The sequence below is a fragment of the Maribacter sp. MS6 genome, assembly GCF_056839185.1.
In genome coordinates this window covers 746,620-766,546 of record NZ_CM166389.1, presented here as the reverse complement: position 1 = coordinate 766,546, position 19,927 = coordinate 746,620, and the positions used below count along the sequence as shown (strand labels likewise).

Below are 19,927 nucleotides of genomic sequence, written 5' to 3'. Positions count from 1 at the left end.
AATGCGCAATCATATTATAAGTTCCACTCGGACAATTCTAAGTGTTTTATTACTTGGGAGCGCATTTGCTTTTGCCCAGGTGACCAATTCTGAGGCATTGGAAAATATTATCGATACGGTATCGGAGTTTCGCGTGTACGACTACGCGGAGTATCCTTTAGGAAGGCACTTGGCCGAATTGGAAAAGAAGCAAGCCGATTTTGCACAAGCCCAGTTAAGTCAGCTAGAGAAAGTAGATTTCTCTAATTTGTCGGAAACCGAGCAGATTTCTTATGAACTTTTGCGTTTCAGGCTACAGAATACAATAGATGAGTATGCGTATGAAATGTATTTGAATCCAATTCAAGCTGATCAAGGCTTTCATCTTAACTTAAACTATCGCATAAAACCCATTTTAAGCCATAAGGATGCAGTTAGGTATTTGACCATCTTGAATGCAGTGCCCACTTTTGTAGATGAACATTTGGTACTCCTTAGGGAAGGAATTGAAAAAGGCATTTCCCAACCTCAGGTCATTTTTAAGGGGTATGAATCTACGTATGATATTCATATTGTAGATGATGTTAGTCAAAGTGCATTTTACGAGCCATTTATCAGTTTGCCATCTACCTTGAGCAAAGCACAGTCCGATTCTATCTTAACCGCTGCGCAAATCGCAATCGAAAAAAACATAGTGCCTTCGTTCAAAAAAATAAAGCAGTTTTTTGAGACCGAGTATATCCCCAAAACTAGAAAAGCTTTAGGCATATCGGAAACCCCTAACGGACGGGAATTTTATCAGAATAGAATTAACTATTACACGACTACAACGGAGTACTCGGCAGATGACATCCATGCTATCGGATTGGCTGAGGTAGCCCGTATAAAGTCTGAAATGAAAAAAATAATCGAAAAAGTCGGTTTTAAAGGGAATTTTAATGAGTTTTTGAACTTTTTACGTACCGATGAGCAGTTTTATGCCAAAACAGGAAAAGAACTATTAATGAATGCAAGGGATATTGCCAAACGTATTGATGCCGAGCTCCCTAAATTCTTTAATACCCTTCCTAGAAGACCCTACGGAGTTATAAAAGTACCCGATGCTATTGCTCCTAAATACACAGGTGGTCGTTATTCGGGTCCGTCTTCTGATACGCAACCGGGTTTTTATTTGGTGAACACCTATAAACTGGATAGTAGGCCTTTATATACCTTACCGTCGCTAACCGCTCATGAGGCCGTTCCCGGTCATCATTTACAAGGAAGTTTAAATCGTGAATTAGGAGACAGTATTCCCCAGTTTCGAAAGAATACCTATCTATCAGCGTACGGAGAGGGGTGGGCCTTGTATACCGAGTTTCTAGGGAATGAATTAGGTATCTACACGACTCCATACGAGGAGTTTGGGAAATATACCTATGAAATGTGGCGCGCCTGTAGATTGGTAGTGGATACGGGAATCCATTCTAAGGGTTGGACACGCGAGCAGGTCGTTAACTATATGCTTGAAAATACGGCACTTTCGGAACACGAAGTGAATACCGAAACCGATCGCTATATTGCATGGCCCGGACAGGCAATTTCTTATAAGATGGGTGAGATAAAAATTCGCGAATTACGTGCTAAGGCAGAAAAGGAGTTGGGTACTAAATTTGATATTCGTGACTTCCATGAAATTATATTGGAGCAGGGAACGGTTACATTGCCTATTTTAGAAAAACGAATAAACGCTTACATTCAAAAAACGAAATAAGTACATGCCCAAGAATACTTTTGTTTGTATAGATGCCCATACCTGTGGTAATCCGGTACGGGTTATAAAACATGGTGGCCCTGAGCTTATCGGTGCGAACATGAGCGAAAAGCGTCAGCATTTTTTAAGGGAGTACGATTGGATCCGTAAAGGTTTGATGTATGAACCTAGAGGACATGATATGATGAGCGGTAGTATCTTTTATCCTCCGGCTGATTCGGATAACGATTTTGGAATTCTTTTTATAGAAACGAGTGGTTGCCTGCCTATGTGCGGTCACGGTACCATTGGTGCTATCACCATAGGCATAGAAGAAGGTTTGATTATTCCTAAAGTTCCTGGGGAAGTTCGCATGGAAACTCCCGCAGGACTCGTGAAAATTGCTTATCAGCAAACGGGAAATAAAGTAGATTGGGTACGATTGACCAACGTGAAATCGTATTTAGCCGCAACGGATTTAACCATTACCTCCTCCGTTTTGGGAGATTTGGTTTTTGACGTATCCTACGGAGGTAATTTTTACGCCATTGTAGATCCGCAACAGAATTTTTCTGGTATTCAAGATTTTTCGGCAAGTGAGTTAATTCAGTTTAGTCAGGAACTGCGGGCTAAAATAAATGAAAAATACCAGGGCAAGTTTATACATCCTGAAGATGAAACCATAAAGGATGTGAGTCATATGCTCTGGACAGGAGATACGATGTCTCCGGATGCCACCGCCAGAAACGCAGTTTTTTATGGTGATAAGGCTATAGACCGTTCGCCATGCGGCACGGGGACTTCGGCTCGGATGGCGCAGTGGCACGCAAAAGGTAAATTGAAAAAAGGAGAACCTTTTGTACATGAAAGTTATATAGGTTCCAAGTTTATAGGTAGGGTAGAAGAGGAAACGGATTTAAAAGGAACACCTGCTATCATTCCCAGTATACAGGGATGGGCCAAGATTTACGGTCAGAACACAATAACAATAGATGATGACGATCCATATGCATATGGGTTTCAAGTGATATAGGTATGGGAAAGAATATAGTAATTGTAGGTGGTGGTATTGTTGGACTCTGTTCTGCGTATTTTTTACAAAAACAAGGCAATGAAGTAACGGTAATAGACAAGTCGGACATTACGTCTGGAGCGTCTTTTGTGAATGCCGGATATCTTACCCCTAGTCATGTCATTCCCTTGGCGTCTCCTGGAATGATTGCCCAAGGCATTAAAATGATGTTCAATTCTGCCAGTCCATTTTACATGAAACCAAGACTGGATTGGGATTTTATGAAATGGTCCTGGTATTTTCATAAATCATCTACCAAAGAAAAAGTAGAAAAAGCCATACCTATTATCAAGGACATCAACATCATTAGTAGAGAATTATTTGCCGATATTAAGGCGTCGGGAGATTTGGGTAGCTTTCAACTAGAGCGTAAAGGCCTATTGATGTTATATCAGACAGATGCGGCCTACGAACACGAGGCTGAGGTAGCCAAAAAAGCTGCCTTCCTAGGATTAGAAGTCAGCGAACTGAATAAAAATGAGCTGGATACCATAGAACCCAATATCCGAATCGATGCAAAAGGCGCGATACATTACGAATGTGACGGCCATACCACCCCGACCGAGTTTATGCCTAAAATGTTGAACTACCTTAAAAGCGTGGGAGTTGCAATCAGGACCAATGAAACGGTATTGGATATGGACGTAGCCAATTCAAAAGTAGCTACAGTAGTGACCGATAAGGGGTCCTATGAGGCAGATGAGGTCGTAATGGCCGCGGGGTCTTGGTCTGGGGAATTATCCAAAAAATTGAATATAAAATTAGCTTTGCAAGCTGGCAAGGGCTATCGCATCAACGTAGAAAGAGAAACTGGTATAGGTATGCCGGCAATCCTTATGGAGGCAAAAATGGCGGTTACGCCTATGAAGGGATTCACGCGTTTTGCTGGTACGATGGAATTTACAGGAATTAACAACATCGTTAGAAAAGAACGGGTATTGGCCATCGCCAACGGAGCCAAACGTTTTTATCCGGAATTGGAAATTAAACAAGAAGAAATCGATAATGCCAAAACTGGAATGCGTCCCGTTTCTCCTGATGGTATGCCTTATATTGGTAGGTCCAAGGATTATAATAATCTTGTTTTCGCTACAGGACATGCCATGATGGGCTGGAGTCTTGGTCCAGCAACTGGTAAATTGGTCTCGGAAATAGTGGATGGCAAAAAAACTAGTATGGGGATTGATGCATTTAGACCGGAGCGGAGGTTTACTTAATTTTTTGATTTAGACACCTTGTCTATGTTGGTCTTTTAGACGAAACCCAAAAATACAAGGTGTTATTTAGCATATGTTGGTTACAGTTTAATGGCTCCACCAAAGTCATGTGATGCTTTTAAGTGTCGCGCCTTACTTAGCCAAAATAAGTCCCCGTTCATTTATGATCAAAAGAAAAATTCTTTTTTTTGAATTCTTTTTCACGACTATTGATGTACTTAACGTCTTACTTTGTGAAATATAGGCTGCACGAATGCTATAACAGTTTGGAGTTTTGAAATCTAGCTATGTAAGTTCATGTACCTGAAAAATGCCCTATCTTAGCAGGTAGCAGTTCTGCAAATTGCTTCAGCCAGTTATTTTTTACGCTGTTAACAAACAAAAAGATGTTGCGAACATAATGAAAGTAGAAGCTACAACCATAGAAGGATGTTATATATTGGAGCCTAGTATTTTTATTGATAAGAGAGGTTATTTTTTTGAAAGCTATAATCAGCAAAAATTTGATGCTATTATAGGTGCCCCTGTAAATTTTGTACAGGATAACCAGTCTAAATCTTCAAAAGGTGTGCTCAGGGGTTTGCATTATCAAAAAGGGAAATATGCCCAAGCAAAACTGGTAAGAGTTTTAGATGGGGAAGTTTTAGATGTTGTCGTGGACCTTCGTAATGATTCTGCTACCTATAAAAATGTATTTATCACTACTCTTTCCCAAAAGAATAACAAACAGTTATTTATACCTCGGGGTTGCGCCCATGGTTTTCTTACGCTCAGTGACTCGGCAACATTTTTTTATAAATGTGATAATTTGTATCATAAAGAAGCCGAAGTAGGTATTAGATATGATGACCCTGAGTTTGCCATAGATTGGCAACTTCCCGATAGCGAACTCATTATCTCTGATAAAGATTTTGTTCTACCTTATTTTAATCAAACGGAAAAACCAGCCTTATAATCTCTAACGTATGATGAATGTCTTAGTTACCGGAGCAAACGGACAATTAGGCTCGGCCATTAAATCGATTGCAAAAACTGATGACCTTTTAAACTTTACCTTTTGTACATCTGATCAACTTAATATTACCGATAAAGATTCCGTGGCAGAAGTTTTTAGAAAAACTACCTACGATTATTGTATTAATTGTGCCGCTTACACCAATGTAGATGCAGCGGAAGAACATTTTGCACAAGCCAATGCTATTAATGGTCTTGGAGTTAAAAATTTGGTGTTAGCTTGTAATGAGAGTGAAACAAAACTCATACAGGTCTCCACCGATTTTGTTTTCTCAGGAAAACAGAGTATACCGTATACCGAATTTGATACCCCTGAGCCTATAAGTGCATACGGTCTCTCTAAATATAGAGGCGAACTGGAAGTAAGTAAAATTTTGACAGGCTACTTTATCATTAGAACATCGTGGTTGTATTCCGAGTTCGGAAGCAATTTTATGAAGTCAATGCTAAAATTTGGGAGTGAACGAGAAAGTCTCTCCGTTGTTTTTGACCAAATTGGAAGCCCTACGTATGCTGGTGATCTTGCAAGAATTATTCTTCGACTCATACAAAAAGATACAGAAGCATATGGGATCTATCATTATAGTAATGAAGGGGTAGCCAGCTGGTACGATTTTGCCAAGGCAATATTTGAAGAATCTAATATAGATGTAGCGCTAAAACCAATTAGGACCGTAGATTATCCTTTGCCAGCCAGAAGGCCAAGTTATAGCGTAATGGATAAGGCTAAGGTAAAATCGACTTTTGATTTACGGATTCCCCATTGGCGCGACAGTCTTAAGTTGGCACTACAGAATTACAACTTACAGTAAATAAAATTTGTCAGCTAAAAATGCCCTATTAGTACAATTATCCAAAGCACTTGGATGTTGAAGTTAGTAGTTCATTTTGCTTTGAATAAGACCTAAATATATATTTTCTTTATTTCTTGTTCCCTTGCTGAAGATTCACTTGTGGCGCCAGTAGCATCTCCCTATTTTAATACCAAATAAATTGTTGAGGAAATAATCAGCGATGTTTGTAGCGTACAGTAGGATTTGAATGAAATCGCACTACGCTATTTTTATCCTACGTGAGCGCATCTGTCAATAGAAATTCTAATATTCGCCATCATCATCATCATCTCCGCCACGTTGTCTTCCCTCACCGCGTTTCTTTTTCTGATTGATACGGTAGACAAAAGAAAGCGTAATTTGTCGTTCCCGCCATTGAAACTCACTTTCCGAGGTAAAAAATGGAGTCTCCGTTGACGATATTCTTTTTCTTGAATTTAAAAGGTCACTCACATTTAATGCCAGTGTGCCGTTATCTTTAAGAATGTCCTTACTAAATGCCAAATTCAATGTAAATATACCTTCGTTTTGAGTTTGTGCATTATTCGTAGGCCCACGGTAAAAGGCGTTGGTCTGCCAATCTACTTTACCTGGGAGTGTTACTTTTGAGCTAAATCTGGAAAACCAACTTGTATTTTTTGCCCCAAAATCTACCCCGTTGAATTCTCCTTCCGAATTGAATTCAAAGAAGTTAAAACTACCGTTTAATCGAAGCCATTTGGTAGGGTTGTACAACAATCCGAGTTCTGCGCCCACACGCTCGTTAGTGGCCAAGTTAATGGGTATAGAGCGGATGACTACGATACCATCGCTGGTCACCTGTCCCGTTTCTTCTTGTATACGTTCAAAAGAATTGGTCTCTTTTTGATAATACACAGATGAGGTCAAGGTCAATTTGTCCCATCTTTTCAAATATCCTAAATCAAATGCATTGGCAAAGGCCGGGTCTAAATCAGGATTACCTTGAAAAATATTGGTACGGCTAGATTGGGATGGGAATGGATTGATAAATCGTCCTCGGGGCCTGTTGATTCGTCTATTATATCCTAAGGTTATATTTTCGTTTTCTGCCAACTCATAAATTAGGTTCAATGTAGGGAAAAGTCCTAAGTAATTCTTATCAAAATTAATGTCTATTCCCTCGCCTATAATCTCTTGTAAACGTTCTACATCTGCACCTATAATTTCTCCCTTAAGTTCGGTGTTTTCTAATCTAAGTCCGGCCAGAAAAGAAAAATCACCGAACTTATCTCCATATTGCGTGTAAAATGAATTCACGTTCTGGTTAAAAACGAAACGGTTGACAAGTCCCGCGTTTGGAACAAAAACACCAGAACCTAAATCAAGCTCTTCTTCGAGATAAAAATCCGTATCCGACTGTTCCCAATTACCTCGGTACCCTGCTTCAAATTGGGCATCTCCCATTGGTAACACATAATCTACCTGAGCTAAATATTCATTTTGTAGCTCCAATTCTTCTATATTCAGATTTGCAATCGGGGCTATAGTAGGAAAGGTTTGATTTTCTATAATTGGTGTTGGTTTAAACTCTTCGTCGTACGACAGCTGTAGATCAATGGTAAGTTTATGTCCCTCTTCATTAAAATCGTTATTATAGTTAAGGGAAAATTGTGCACTTTTTTCCTCTTCTTGTTCGTCTTCCACGCGCAGGGTAACACGACTAATTTCGGTCCCTACAAATCCTGTGGCTATATTTGAGGTAATATCTTCCCCGTCATTTGTCCTTGCGAATGCGCTTGCTGTAAGTGAGGAGGTTTCCGTTAAGAAATACTCCATACCTAGGTTGAGATTAAAACCACTATTTATCCTATTGATATCGCGGACTTCTTTAATTCTATCGAACTGACTGTCGTCACTAAAGTAGGTATTGTCCGCAAATCCGTTTCCTGGTGGTTCACGATAAGAATATCCTAAGGTCGTAAAGATATTGTACTTTTCTTTTCTTAAGTTAAGATTTGCGGTAAGTGAAGCCGCGCTAGGAAAACCAACGGTAGTATTTATGGTACCGTTAAGACCGCGGGTCTTTTCTTTTTTAATACAATGTTCAAAATACCTGCGGTACCTTCTGCATCGTACCGTGCTGACGGACTCGTAATAACCTCTACTTTTTCAATCGCATCCGCTGGTAGTTGACGAAGCGCATCAGTTGAACCAAAACCAGCTAGGGCAGAGGGCCTACCGTTGATTAGAATTCTTACGTTTCCGTTACCTCTCAAGGCTACAGCGCCATCAACGTCTACAGTTACAGAGGGTATGTTGTCCAAGGCATCACTAATGGTAGCTCCGCTATTGGTAAGATCTTTCCCAACATTGTACACTTTCTTGTCTAGTCGTACTTCCACCGTTGTTTTTTCCCCTACAACCACCATTTCTTCTAACTGAGTAGCATCAATGGATAAGCGTATGGTGCCTAAATCTAAAGATTTAGAAATTTCTTGGTTGTTCTTTACGAAAGATTGATAGGATATATATTCGACCCTTAAATTATAATTTCCTGGAGGTGTCGCTACCTTGAATTTTCCATTTATATCCGTAATTCCACCTGAAACTGTAGAGGGGTCGTCAACACTTTGTATGACCAACGTGGCATATTCCAAGGGTTGGTTGTTCTCTTGGTCCAATACGGTACCGCTAATATAAACATCCCGTTCCTGAGCCATAGCTACAGTGGTAAACAGAAATAGCAAACAGATAGCGGTGTAAAATTGTTTTGTCATTGGAACTGGAAATTTATATGATTACTTATGTAACAAAAATGATCATTAAATGTTTAGCTATTTCATCTATTCTCTAAACGACAGTAGTAGTAACGCGAACGACCCTAAAGAAATGTTAACACTTTAAATTGCTGTGTTATGTTCGTGGAAAGTTGCGCTCGAGAGCAGTTGCGCTCTTGCGCAGCTATGTTTATTATTATTATCGAAGATTGTTAGAGGGAAAGCTTTTTTTTATTCTACAAGATGTCTTGGTCGGATTCATTTTAGTTGCTTGCGGTAACCTTTACTTTCCATATCGCCTTCTTAGAGTTCTGTATTTTCCAAATCAAAGAATTTCAAATTTTGTACGCTAGCTGGGTGCCAGGTCTATAAATAATTAAGTGGTAATGGTCCGTATTCAGTTTACATTTTCTTACATTTAGGGCTCAGTGTAAATAGAAATATAATGGGAACGAAGAAAAAATTAAAAGGGCTAATGTCGGTAATAAGCCTGTTTATGATAGTATGCCTAATAGGAAATGTATCTTGTAAAGATGCGCCTAGTAAGGCATCTGATGAGGTAGACGCTTTAGAAAGCAAAACGACTACTGTTAATAAGGACAATTCCACTTTTGGCGGATTGGCACTTTACACACTTAGGGATGCCATGGGCTCCGATGCTAAGGAAACTCTAAAAGCCGTTTCCGATGCTGGATATCGCTATGTTGAAGCAGCAGGGTATGATAACGGAATGTTCTATAATATGAAGCCTGAGGATTTTAAATCGTACTTGGAAAGTTTAAATTTAAGTCCGGTAAGCACCCACCAAGGAGCTGTAACTTTAGAAAATGCCGATGCTATGATGGCCCATGTAAAAGCAGCCGGATTTCAGTATTTCGTAATTCCTGTTCCGCCGATGGGTCTTTTTAAGGTGGATCGGGCCACAAGAAAGATGAGCATGACCGGCGGTGCAAAGAACTTGGCCGAAATCTTGGACACATTAGGAGCGAAAGCGAAAGAAGCCGGTCTTGAATTGTTATACCACAATCACGATTTTGAATTTGTAAAAGATGCGGATGGTATAGTTCCGATAGATTACTTATTGGAAAATTGTAATCCAGAGTTGGTGAATTTTCAAATGGACCTCTTTTGGGTTACCAAAGCGGGAGCAGATCCATTAGCATATTTTGATAAATATCCAGGGCGTTTTAAAATATGGCATGTTAAGGATATGGACGAACAAGGCAGGTTTGCACCGGTAGGAAAGGGTACTATAGATTTTTCCAAAATCCTAGCTCAAAATGAAAAATCCGGTATGCGCTATTATATGGTAGAGCAAGACAGGACTTTTGACGGCCTAGAACCTTTAGAGGCTATTAAAATAAGTCATAAAGGTTTGGATGAATTTGGGTTTGAGTGATATAACCAAAACCGTTGTATTCAAAATAGACAGAATCCGCTTACCAGTTTTAACGGGAAGGCGGATTCTCTATTTCATACCTTGGAATAAGTACTTTTTCCTAGGTTTTGTGATTTGAAAAGACCGATGCTAGCTACTTTTCTTTTAACTCAACTTCTCCTTAAAAAAGTCGATGGTACGTTTCCATGCCAGTTCGGCCGCTTCACGATCATATCTTGGCGTCGTATCGTTATGGAAGCCGTGATTGGCATTGTCATACATATAACCAACATACTCCTTGTCGTTTTCTTTAAGTGCCGCTTCGTAGGCTGGCCAGCCTTCGTTAACGCGTTTGTCCAATTCCCCAAAATGAAGCATTAAAGGGGCATTTATAGCTGCAATATTTTCTGTAGGTTGTCCGCCATAAAAGGGAACTGCTGCTCCAAGCTCCGGTACTTTTACGGCCATCATGTTGGATATCCATCCGCCAAAACAAAAACCTACCACACCCACTTTACCAGTACATTCTGGATGATTTTTTAAGTGGTTAAACGCGGCAATAAAGTCTTCTAGCATTTCGTTTCTATCCCGTTTTCGCTGTAATTCACGACCTTCATCGTCGGTGCCAGGATAGCCGCCTAAAGGCGTTAATGCATCCGGTGCCAAGGAAATAAAACCTGCAAGTGCCGCACGCCTTCCTACATCTTCAATATGTGGGTTTAATCCCCGGTTTTCATGTACAACTATAATCCCCGGTAGTTTTGTTTTGCTGTCTGCAGGTTTGGAAAGCAACCCTTTAATTGTACCGCCTCCTTTTGGAGAATCATATTCAATATAACTACTGTTCAGCCTTGCATCGTCTTGAGGTATCTGAATTTTTTTAATATAGTCTGGAGAAATGAAACCTAGCAGGGAACCTACGGTAATTCCACCAACTGCATACGTAGAGAGCTTGTCTAAAAACAAACGTCTTGGAATACGATCATGGGCATAATCGTCGTAAAGGTCAAAAACTTCTTGGGTAATGTCTTCTTTTTTTAACTTTTTCATATTGTCTATTTTAATACGTGTTGCATAAAGTTTTCTTTGTATGCCCTTCCAATAGGGATACGGGTCTGTTCTTCCAAAAGTATTTGATTCCCCACTATTTTTTCAATTTTAGAAATATTGAGGATGTAGGATCTATGGGTACGGATAAACTGTTCGTGATCTAAGGTTTCCTCCCAGTATCTTAAGGGTTCTTGTGAAAGATATTTTTTTTCGGTCGTAAAAACTTCTGTATAATCGGCATCGGAATGTATAAAACATATATCCGATACGATTAACTTAATCAATTCATAACCCGATTTTATAAATATAACTTCTGATTTTGAATCTGTTACCGAGCTAGTTGGTTCATGGGATTTTTCGGAAGAACTTGTGTCAATTTTTGATACGGCTTGCACAAAACGTTCAAAGGAAAAGGGCTTCAACAGATAATCCGTTACGTCATATTCATAACTTTCTAGGGCGTAATCCGGAAAAGCGGTAGTTAATATTACTTTAGGTTTTTCAGAAAGCATTTTTAAAAAGTCGATACCAGATATTTTTGGTAAATGAATATCTAAAAAAATAAGGTCCACCCCAACTGTTTTCAAGAATTCCATAGCTTGCAGGGCATCGGCAAAGGTACCTTTCAATTCCATATTGCCTACATCGGCGATATATTTTTTAAGAACCCGTTGCGCTGGTGGTTGGTCTTCTATGATGATACAGCGAATCATTCTAAACCAGATTTTAAGTTCATCTTTAAATGTACTGAATATCGCTGATCATCATCGCTAATTAACAACGTATGTGCATCTGGATATAATAATTGTAGTCGTTTTTTTACATTTTTAAGACCAATACCATTATTTAATTTGTCTGTATTCGTAACCGGTCTAAAGGAGTTGGTACACTCAAAATTCAATTGACCGTTGGAATCTATTTTTATACGGATGTCGATACTGATATCCTCGGATTGACTGGCGGTGCTGTGTTTAAAGGCATTTTCTATAAACACGTTTAATATTAGTGGTGCTATGAGATATTCGGACGGTATATTCTCTGCCACAAAAGTGACCTTGCCACGGTCCTCTATCTGAAGTTCATTTAGCTGGGTGAAGTTTTTAAGGTGCTCTATCTCTTTTCCAAGAGCAACAAAGTCTTCCTTGCAATCGTACAACATATAACGTAGTACCGACGAAAGTTCTAAAATTATTGAAGGTGTTTTGGGTGATTGTTCGATAGCGTACGAGTACAGGTTATTAAGATTATTGAAAAGGAAATGCGGATTAATCTGTGATTTTAAAAATTGAAGTTCACTCTCTTTTACGGATGTTCGTAATTCTTCAACTTCCCTTTGCTTGGTAGAAGCATCCCATGCGAACTTGAAACCTGCCAAAATCATAATCACCGGCATTACATCCAGCAGACTGTAGACGACTCCGGGAAAGCGCGTACCTCTCGTATCGGGAAAGTAAATACGCTCCAATACCAACTCTTCAACAGCAATAATTGTAGCGACAACAATGGCAACATAAAAAAAGAAGAGCAGGTATTTTTTTTGATAGAAAAAACGGGTCAACAATATATAATTTATAATCAGCGCGCCTATGGCGTAGTTGATAAACGCAACAATTTTGTACTCGTGTATCTTTGGCTCGTTGCGGTCAAAAGAAAAGAAGATAAAGAGTACCAGATGAAGTAGAATTTGGAATATAACTTCTTTGGATGTGCTATTAAAAAATGAAATTTTCCTGGCCATGTTATAAAAGTAGTATTTTAAGCTAAAGAAGGAAAAACAAAACCGTTACCGACCCATTTAGCCATGTGAACGTCTGTTTTATAGCGAGATGCGTTGTTGAGAGGTGAGCCAAAGTAGCTCGTATAACCGAAAATATGATACTGTCAATAACGCTTATTTATGGATTTCAAATCTTATTAATTGTCAATATTCAATATTGTGTGAAATTCAAATCCTGGCAATGAAATGGTTTGCAATCTAACTCTTGATTTTACTTCCGGTATTACAGAAAGGAAGAGCATATAGCTCAAAATCTACCTGTAGAATTTTAGCCAAGTAGTTGGGTTTGTAACCTTTGGTATTCGTTTTTGGTTTAGGCAAGGAAAATGTTAAGAAATTTTCTGGTCAGAAGCGCTTCTTGGGGTTAATCGATGGTTCTTATGCTCTAGCATCGTTATAAAACTCTAAATTCGAGATGTAACCTACATTTTTTATTTTGAAATTTATTAAAGAATAAAAGTTCATTTCTTAAGCATCTAGGCATACTAGATTCACAGAAGAAAACTATCTTGCGTATAGGGGTTGCAATTACATTTAATAAAATTAAATGTGAGGGCACCTATTAAACAATTGCAATAAGAAAAGAACCCATTTTGACAATAAAGTTCAACATAAAAGACAGGTTTAATAAAGAGTTGCCCGCAGATCCTGTATTAGAAAACATAAGGCGACAAGTTGCCAACGCCTGTTTTTCTTATGTCACACCAAAAAAGCCATCAAATCCTAGCTTAATTCACAGATCGCCAGAAATGATGGAGGCACTCGGTTTGGATGATACCGTTGATGAAAAGGATTTTCTAACTATTTTTTCAGGCACCGAACTTTTACCTGATACAAAGCCTTATGCGATGTGTTATGGCGGACACCAATTTGGAAATTGGGCTGGTCAGTTAGGGGACGGTCGTGCGATAAATCTGGCTGAAATTGCGCACACGGGCAAAATTTGGGCCTTACAACTAAAGGGAGTAGGAGAAACGCCCTATTCTAGAACAGCAGATGGATTGGCAGTTTTAAGGTCTTCTATTCGGGAGTACCTGTGCAGTGAGGCGATGTTTCATTTAGGGGTACCCACCACCAGGGCTTTGTCTTTGGTATTAAGTGGAGATAAAGTGCTGCGGGATGTCATGTACGATGGCAATCCCGATTATGAAAAAGGAGCTATAGTCTGTCGTGTTGCACCCTCGTTTTTACGCTTTGGAAATTACGAAATATTGGCAGCTAGGCAGGATGATGAAACCCTTAAAATTCTGGTAGATTATACTCTAAAAAACCACTTTTTACATTTGGGAACACCTTCTAAAGAAGTCTATGTTTCCTTCTTTAAGGAGGTTGCACTAAAAAGTATGGAGATGGTGATTCATTGGCAGCGCGTCGGGTTCGTTCATGGGGTAATGAATACGGATAATATGTCTATTTTAGGATTGACAATTGACTATGGCCCTTACGGATGGCTGGAGGATTACGACCATGGTTGGACGCCTAACACCACAGATAGGGCACACAAACGCTATAAGTATGGAACACAGCCAGAAATCGTCTTATGGAACCTATTCAAATTAGCGAATGCCTTGTATCCCCTTGTCGGAGAAGCAGAACCCTTACAAAATGTTCTGGCGGAATATCAAAAGGAGGTAGATATTGCGTATTTGGATATGATGAAATCAAAATTAGGTCTGTTTGAGATAAACGCCAAAGACGGAGTGTTGATTACCGAATTGGAACGTGTTTTACAGCTGACGGAGACCGATATGACCCTTTTCTTTAGAAAGCTGGCAAATTTCAAGGAGGCTGAAAATGGATTGCAAGTAGTCTCGGATGCATTTTACAAACCAGATGAACTGAAAGGTAAAATAGGTGAGGAGTGGTCGGCATGGTTTTCAGTTTATGAAGAACGCCTTAAACTCGAAACCAAGAGCAATACCGAACGTACTATAGCTATGAACTTGGTAAATCCGAAATATGTATTACGGAATTACATGGCGCAACTCGCAATAGAAGATGCCGATACGGGCAATTATACACTGGTTGATGAGTTATTTCAACTATTAAAAAAACCTTATGACGAACAACCAGAAAACGAAAAATGGTTCGCAAAGCGTCCCGATTGGGCCAGAAATAAAGTAGGCTGTTCCATGCTCTCCTGTAGCTCCTAGGAAATAGGATTAGGTTGTACTTCATGGTCTATGTTCCTTTTTAAGTTGAAAAAAGTTTAATGTAGTAAGTCAAAACCTTAGAAATTAAATAATGGAACCCCTACTGCATAAAGTATTGAACTATATTGAAAATATCCCTGAAGGCTATTCTGAGGGCACCTATCTGAAAAAGACCTACGGAATAACTAAAACTACGTTTAATTCGGGCAAATCTTATAAAATTTATGGCGATGAGTTGGGTGGCACCAATTTCATAAGTCTTAATTACTATATTACAAAGGAGAGGCACTTTTTGAAACCTTGTGAAATGCCCAAAGAAAAGGTGGTGGAGTTCTTAAAAAGTGTAGTCTTAAAATCTTGTCATAGTAAAACATAAATACAGCAATACCGTAATTTTCGGGAGAAGTAAGATAAGTACTTATGCTGTTTTTGTACCTTATAAAATAGTTGTCTTTGTAGTTGGTAAGGACCGTAGCCAGAATTCTTTTCAATTTTTTTCTCAAAAAACACGTACCTTTTCCTTTAAATAAGTGTTGTTACATGACCAAGGAATTTAATCCCGATTATCCGTCCATGGACGATTTAAGAAAAAAGGCCATGCGGCGTATCCCAAAGTTTGCCTTTGAATATCTGGACGGTGGATGCAACGAGGATGTGAGCATTTCTAGAAACACATCAGAACTAAGGGAGGTACAATTAAGGCCAAGGTATTTGAGGAATCAAGGAATAAGTTCAACCAAGACCAGCGTTATGGGGATGGAGTTCGATGCTCCGTTTGGTATTGCTCCAGTCGGATTACAAGGGTTGATGTGGCCCAATTCTCCAGAAATATTGGCAAAATCTGCCTATAAACATAATATACCTTTTATCTTGAGTACGGTGACTACCATGAATATTGAGCGTGCCAGCGAACTTACAGAGGGTAATGCGTGGTTTCAATTGTATAACCCTGCCGAAGATTCCCTTCGGGATGATATTATAAAAAGGGCCGCAGCTGCCCAATGCCCTGTACTTGTGCTTCTCTGTGATGTGCCTACCTTCGGTTACCGCCCAAGGGACATTCGCAACGGATTAGCCCTGCCACCAAAAATGTCTATTGCCAATATTCTTCAGATTATGAGTAAACCCACTTGGGCCTATAACTCCCTTAAATATGGCCAGCCTACCTTTGAAACCTTAAAACCATATACTCCAGATGGTTTAAACTTAAAACAGTTGGGTCAGTTTATGGATAAGACTTTTTCCGGTCGTTTGAACGAGGCGCGTATAAAACCTATCCGGGACAAATGGAAAGGGAAATTAGTGCTTAAGGGAGTAGCTTCCGAACAGGATGCACAAGATGCCATACGAATGGGTTTTGACGGTATTGTCGTTTCCAACCATGGAGGCAGACAATTGGATGCTGCTCAGTCCACCATAAATTCACTTTCTGAACTAACTGCGAAATACAGTGATCATATTGAAATTATGATGGATAGCGGATTGCGTTCCGGACCGGACATTGCCCGTGCCATGGCTACAGGAGCAAAATTTACTTTTATGGGCCGTTCCTTCCTATACGGATGCGGTGCCTTGGGCAAGCAAGGAGGAGACCACACCATAAGCATGCTAAAGGCACAATTTAAACAGGTCATGGATCAGTTATGTTGTGAACGGGTAGCCGATTTACCAAAGCATTTGATTCGGTAAGATGTGTTGACTATGCAGAGTTAAATGGAATTTAAAAGTAGCTTTGGAAACTTCGGAATAAATAAAAAATCATAGTAATAAAACAAACGGATGAAGTCATTTATCACAGCAGATTTCCTTCTACAGGAAGAATTTGCCAAGAAACTGTGCCATGACTATGCAAAGGACCTGCCTATCATAGATTACCACAATCATTTGTCCCCAGAGGATATTGTGACGAATAGAGTGTTCGAGAATATCAGTCAGGTTTGGTTGGCAGGAGATCATTAAAAATGGCGTGCGATGCGCACTTTGGGTATTCCTGAAGATTATATTGCCGGGAAGGCATCTGACAAGAAAAAGTTTTTGAAGTGGGCGAAAACTGTAGACGATAAGGAATCCATTGTACCATTGGACACATTTGGAGCTGCAACGCTATTTTGACATCGATGAACAACTTCTATCGCCAGCGAATGCAGAAGCCATCTATGAGCATACCTCGGAGAAACTTAAATTGACTTCGCACCATACCATCGGACTTTTACAAGCTTAGAAAGTAGATTATGTTTGTACAACCGAGATGATTCATCGGATAGATTGGAACATCACGCCATGATACAAAAACTGAGGAAAAGCCCAAAGGTATATCCCACCTTTAGACCAGATAAGGCGTTTGCGGTGGAAGATGCTGCGAGTTACAACGATTATCTCAAAAAACTGGAATCGGTCGTCAATAGTAGTATCGACAGTTATGATGAACTTTGTTCCGCTTTGGAGCAGCGCATCGATTTTTTTCATGAACACGGAGGGCGATTAGCAGATCACGGTCTGGAACAGCTGTATTACTTTGACACTTCCGCTCATAACTGCAATACTATTTTTACTAAAATAAAGGGAGGTCAAACACTTGCCAATGAGGAAGTTGCTTTTTTTAAGGCTAGAACTTTATTGTTCCTTTCTAGGGAATACCATAAAAGGGGCTGGGCACAGCAGTTTCATAGGAGCTTTGCGGAACAACAACAAACGATTATTGACCAAAGGCAATTTTTAACAAGCAAGAGCTTTGAGCCGTTTTTTAAATGATTTGGACAGCACGGATCAATTGGCGAAAACGGTATTATATAACCTAAATCCTGCAGATAACGAAGTATTCGCTACTATGGCAGGGAACTTAAATGACGGCAGTATAAAAGGAAAGGTGCAATTTGGCTCGGGTTGGTGGTATTTGGACCAAAAAGACGGGATGGAAAAACAGATGAATACCCTTTCCAATATGTGACTGTTGAGTTGTTTTGTAGGGATGTTGACAGATTCACGGAGTTTCCTTTATTTTCCGAGGCATGAGTATTTTAGACGTATTTTATGTAACCTTATTGGTAACGATGTAGCCAAGGGAGACCTACCAGTTGATGAAAAATGGCTGGGTAAGATGGTCAGCGATATTTCTTACCATAATGCGAAAGAATATTTTGGGCTTTAGGAGGTTTTATTTTAAGTGTTTAGCCTCTAATACAACCCTTAAACATTCAACCCTTGAACAGTAGTTATCCAATAATTATAAACCGAATTGTCTAGGCAGCCAAAGGCTTAATTCAGGAAAATAAGTAACTAAAAACAGTGCAAAAATCATAGCGATAAATAAGGGTAATAAGGGTTTTACCACTTTTTCAATTGAAGTTTTGGCTATTCCTACACCAACAAAAAGTACCGATCCCACAGGAGGTGTACACAGCCCTATACAAAGATTTAGTACCATGATGATTCCAAAATGAACTGGATCTAATCCTAATGCCGTAACTACAGGTAGAAATATCGGTGTGAAAATGAGTACGGCGGGAGTCATATCCATAAAAACACCTACAAAGAGTAACAGTAGGTTTATTATCAAAAGAATAATGATGGGGTTATCGCTTAATGCCAAAAGTGCGGCACTTATTTCTTGGGGCATATTTTCATAGCTCAGTGCCCATGACATACTCATAGATGCACCGATCAGCAGCATCACAACAGCTGTTGTAGCCGCAGAATCCAAAAGTATCTGTGGCATTTTTGGAATGGAGATTTCACGATAGACCAGCCCTAATATAAAACTGTAAAGTACTGCGATAGCAGATGCCTCTGTGGCAGTGAAAATACCGGTAACGATACCACCAATTACTAGCACGAGCATGAACAAACTAGGAACCGCAGCAATAAAGGTTTTTAAAATTTCTTTAAATGTACTGCGCTTACCCACTTTATAGCCTTTCTTCTTTGCCCAAAAAGAGGCTACAATCATTAAAAAAAGACCCGTTAGAATACCGGGAATGTAGCCTGCCAAAAACAACGCTGCGATAGATGCGCCTCCGCTAGCCAAAGAATATACAATGAGTACATTACTTGGTGGAATAACAAGACCTGTAGTGGCTGCCGTTATATTTACCGCGGCACCAAATTCGCGAGAGTAGCCTTCTTTCTCCATCTCAGGGCCTAGAATACTTCCCATGGCCGATGCGGCTGCCATTGCGGAACCTGCAATCGCACCCATAAGCATGGCCGAAATAATATTGATCAATGCCAAGCCTCCTGGAAATGCACCTACCAATGTTTTTGCAAATGCGATGAGCCGGTGTGCGATACCACCTTTATTCATCAATTCTCCTGACAATATAAAAAGGGGAATGGCCAGCAGCGCGAAACTGTCCAGTCCCGTTCCTATTCGCTGAGATACGGTTGTCACCGCTGGTAAAATTGGAATGCTTACCAACAGGGTTAGCAGGGACGAAATGGCAATACTCCAAGCCACTGGTGTACCTATGGCCAAAAGGCAAATAAAACTGAATACAAGAACAAATATTGGAATGTATTCCATTGGTTAGTCTTTAAGGATATCGGTAATTTTGTAATAGATAATGAGAAGCCCGCTGATAGGAATTACGGCATAAACTACTGATAAGGGAACTTGTAATGCCGGGGAATTCTGATCTAATACATGGGTTATGTAGACAAGGCGCAGACCGCCAACAACCAAAGCGCCCAAGGCGAAAAGGATTATGAAAACCCGAACGAAAAGTGCTAGCTTTTTTTGTGTTTTCGGGGGTAGTCGTCTTGGTAGTACGTCTATCGCTACGTGCCTATTTTGTCCGGCTACATATGCCGCACCTAAGATTCCGACCCAAATCATAAGATAGCGCGCCAACTCATCTGTAAACGAACTGGGCGACCCCAATAAAAACCTGCTAGTCACTTGCCAAAGTACGTTTAATACCATAGCTGTCATTAAAATAACCAAGAAATTGGCCAATAGTTTGTCAACTCTCCCTCTTAGGCTCATTTG

Annotated in this window: 16 protein-coding genes and 1 pseudogene; 10 read left to right on the top strand and 7 right to left on the bottom strand. The window is 39.8% G+C overall.

Annotated features, from left to right (window positions below):
* Window position 1 precedes the first annotated feature (1 nt).
* From MS6x_RS03510 to rfbD, 5 genes are all read left to right on the top strand, one after another.
* A complete protein-coding gene (locus MS6x_RS03510) occupies window positions 2–1,732 on the top strand; it encodes a DUF885 domain-containing protein (RefSeq protein ID WP_482605382.1) in 1,731 nt (576 codons plus the stop codon).
* A gap of 4 nt (window positions 1,733–1,736) precedes the next feature.
* Complete coding sequence (locus tag MS6x_RS03505; RefSeq protein WP_482605381.1) at window positions 1,737–2,744, top strand: 4-hydroxyproline epimerase; 1,008 nt, start codon at window positions 1,737–1,739, stop codon at window positions 2,742–2,744.
* Window positions 2,745–2,746: 2 nt separating this feature from the next.
* Window positions 2,747–4,000, top strand: coding sequence for an NAD(P)/FAD-dependent oxidoreductase (locus MS6x_RS03500; RefSeq protein WP_482605380.1), 1,254 nt, complete (start codon window positions 2,747–2,749; stop codon window positions 3,998–4,000).
* Window positions 4,001–4,400: 400 nt separating this feature from the next.
* Entirely contained in the window at window positions 4,401–4,955 is a 555-nt protein-coding gene (rfbC, locus tag MS6x_RS03495) for a dTDP-4-dehydrorhamnose 3,5-epimerase (protein WP_482605379.1), read from the top strand.
* Window positions 4,956–4,965: 10 nt separating this feature from the next.
* Window positions 4,966–5,826 carry a dTDP-4-dehydrorhamnose reductase gene (gene rfbD / locus MS6x_RS03490; protein ID WP_482605378.1) on the top strand — a complete coding sequence of 287 codons (861 nt, stop codon included), beginning with the start codon at window positions 4,966–4,968 and terminating at the stop codon, window positions 5,824–5,826.
* A gap of 285 nt (window positions 5,827–6,111) precedes the next feature.
* Here rfbD and MS6x_RS03485 read toward each other — a convergent pair whose 3' ends face one another.
* Together MS6x_RS03485 and MS6x_RS03480 are read right to left on the bottom strand one after the other, a co-directional pair.
* Window positions 6,112–7,644: an outer membrane beta-barrel family protein gene (locus tag MS6x_RS03485; protein ID WP_482605377.1), complete on the bottom strand. Its 1,533-nt coding sequence runs from the start codon at window positions 7,642–7,644 to the stop codon at window positions 6,112–6,114.
* Between the two features lie 221 nt (window positions 7,645–7,865).
* Window positions 7,866–8,585 carry a TonB-dependent receptor gene (locus tag MS6x_RS03480; RefSeq protein ID WP_482605376.1) on the bottom strand — a complete coding sequence of 240 codons (720 nt, stop codon included), beginning with the start codon at window positions 8,583–8,585 and terminating at the stop codon, window positions 7,866–7,868.
* Between the two features lie 445 nt (window positions 8,586–9,030).
* On the opposite strand from MS6x_RS03480, the gene MS6x_RS03475 reads away from it, so the two are divergent.
* Window positions 9,031–9,984: a sugar phosphate isomerase/epimerase family protein gene (locus MS6x_RS03475; RefSeq protein ID WP_482605375.1), complete on the top strand. Its 954-nt coding sequence runs from the start codon at window positions 9,031–9,033 to the stop codon at window positions 9,982–9,984.
* 144 nt (window positions 9,985–10,128) lie between these two features.
* On the opposite strand, the gene MS6x_RS03470 is transcribed toward MS6x_RS03475, so the two are convergent.
* Genes MS6x_RS03470 through MS6x_RS03460 form a run of 3 tightly spaced genes read right to left on the bottom strand, consistent with a single transcriptional unit; the run spans window position 10,129 to window position 12,751 of the window.
* Complete coding sequence (locus tag MS6x_RS03470) at window positions 10,129–11,013, bottom strand: dienelactone hydrolase family protein (protein WP_482605374.1); 885 nt, start codon at window positions 11,011–11,013, stop codon at window positions 10,129–10,131.
* 5 nt (window positions 11,014–11,018) lie between these two features.
* Window positions 11,019–11,726, bottom strand: coding sequence for a LytR/AlgR family response regulator transcription factor (locus MS6x_RS03465; RefSeq protein WP_482605373.1), 708 nt, complete (start codon window positions 11,724–11,726; stop codon window positions 11,019–11,021).
* Window positions 11,723–12,751, bottom strand: a complete 1,029-nt coding sequence (locus MS6x_RS03460) for a sensor histidine kinase (protein ID WP_482605372.1) — start codon at window positions 12,749–12,751, stop codon at window positions 11,723–11,725. Before MS6x_RS03460 ends, MS6x_RS03465 begins: the two co-directional genes overlap by 4 nt.
* A 638-nt stretch (window positions 12,752–13,389) precedes the next feature.
* Here MS6x_RS03460 and MS6x_RS03455 point away from each other — a divergent pair.
* From MS6x_RS03455 to uxaC, 4 genes and pseudogenes are all read left to right on the top strand, one after another.
* Window positions 13,390–14,943 (top strand): protein adenylyltransferase SelO, encoded by a 1,554-nt coding sequence (locus tag MS6x_RS03455; RefSeq protein ID WP_482607137.1) that lies wholly within the window; start codon window positions 13,390–13,392, stop codon window positions 14,941–14,943.
* A 91-nt stretch (window positions 14,944–15,034) separates the two neighbouring features.
* Complete coding sequence (locus MS6x_RS03450) at window positions 15,035–15,319, top strand: peptide methionine sulfoxide reductase (protein ID WP_482605371.1); 285 nt, start codon at window positions 15,035–15,037, stop codon at window positions 15,317–15,319.
* A gap of 164 nt (window positions 15,320–15,483) precedes the next feature.
* The gene (locus tag MS6x_RS03445) at window positions 15,484–16,632 is read left to right on the top strand and encodes an alpha-hydroxy acid oxidase (RefSeq protein ID WP_482605370.1); all 1,149 of its coding nucleotides are present in this window, start codon (window positions 15,484–15,486) and stop codon (window positions 16,630–16,632) included.
* Window positions 16,633–16,722: 90 nt separating this feature from the next.
* Window positions 16,723–18,091: pseudogene (gene uxaC / locus MS6x_RS03440) on the top strand (glucuronate isomerase).
* A gap of 75 nt (window positions 18,092–18,166) precedes the next feature.
* On the opposite strand, the gene MS6x_RS03435 reads toward uxaC, so the two are convergent.
* Together MS6x_RS03435 and MS6x_RS03430 are read right to left on the bottom strand one after the other, a co-directional pair.
* A complete protein-coding gene (locus MS6x_RS03435) occupies window positions 18,167–19,462 on the bottom strand; it encodes a TRAP transporter large permease (protein ID WP_482605369.1) in 1,296 nt (431 codons plus the stop codon).
* A 3-nt stretch (window positions 19,463–19,465) separates the two neighbouring features.
* Complete coding sequence (locus tag MS6x_RS03430; RefSeq protein WP_482605368.1) at window positions 19,466–19,924, bottom strand: TRAP transporter small permease; 459 nt, start codon at window positions 19,922–19,924, stop codon at window positions 19,466–19,468.
* Window positions 19,925–19,927: the final 3 nt, after the last annotated feature.

Coding starts and splice junctions, on each gene's coding strand:
- MS6x_RS03510 (WP_482605382.1), top strand. CDS start 2: ATGCGCAATCATATTATAAGTTCCACTCGGACAATTCTAAGTGTTTTA.
- MS6x_RS03505 (WP_482605381.1), top strand. CDS start 1,737: ATGCCCAAGAATACTTTTGTTTGTATAGATGCCCATACCTGTGGTAAT.
- MS6x_RS03500 (WP_482605380.1), top strand. CDS start 2,747: ATGGGAAAGAATATAGTAATTGTAGGTGGTGGTATTGTTGGACTCTGT.
- rfbC (WP_482605379.1), top strand. CDS start 4,401: ATGAAAGTAGAAGCTACAACCATAGAAGGATGTTATATATTGGAGCCT.
- rfbD (WP_482605378.1), top strand. CDS start 4,966: ATGATGAATGTCTTAGTTACCGGAGCAAACGGACAATTAGGCTCGGCC.
- MS6x_RS03485 (WP_482605377.1), bottom strand. CDS start 7,644: ATGGAGTATTTCTTAACGGAAACCTCCTCACTTACAGCAAGCGCATTC.
- MS6x_RS03480 (WP_482605376.1), bottom strand. CDS start 8,585: ATGACAAAACAATTTTACACCGCTATCTGTTTGCTATTTCTGTTTACC.
- MS6x_RS03475 (WP_482605375.1), top strand. CDS start 9,031: ATGGGAACGAAGAAAAAATTAAAAGGGCTAATGTCGGTAATAAGCCTG.
- MS6x_RS03470 (WP_482605374.1), bottom strand. CDS start 11,013: ATGAAAAAGTTAAAAAAAGAAGACATTACCCAAGAAGTTTTTGACCTT.
- MS6x_RS03465 (WP_482605373.1), bottom strand. CDS start 11,726: ATGATTCGCTGTATCATCATAGAAGACCAACCACCAGCGCAACGGGTT.
- MS6x_RS03460 (WP_482605372.1), bottom strand. CDS start 12,751: ATGGCCAGGAAAATTTCATTTTTTAATAGCACATCCAAAGAAGTTATA.
- MS6x_RS03450 (WP_482605371.1), top strand. CDS start 15,035: ATGGAACCCCTACTGCATAAAGTATTGAACTATATTGAAAATATCCCT.
- MS6x_RS03445 (WP_482605370.1), top strand. CDS start 15,484: ATGACCAAGGAATTTAATCCCGATTATCCGTCCATGGACGATTTAAGA.
- MS6x_RS03435 (WP_482605369.1), bottom strand. CDS start 19,462: ATGGAATACATTCCAATATTTGTTCTTGTATTCAGTTTTATTTGCCTT.
- MS6x_RS03430 (WP_482605368.1), bottom strand. CDS start 19,924: ATGAGCCTAAGAGGGAGAGTTGACAAACTATTGGCCAATTTCTTGGTT.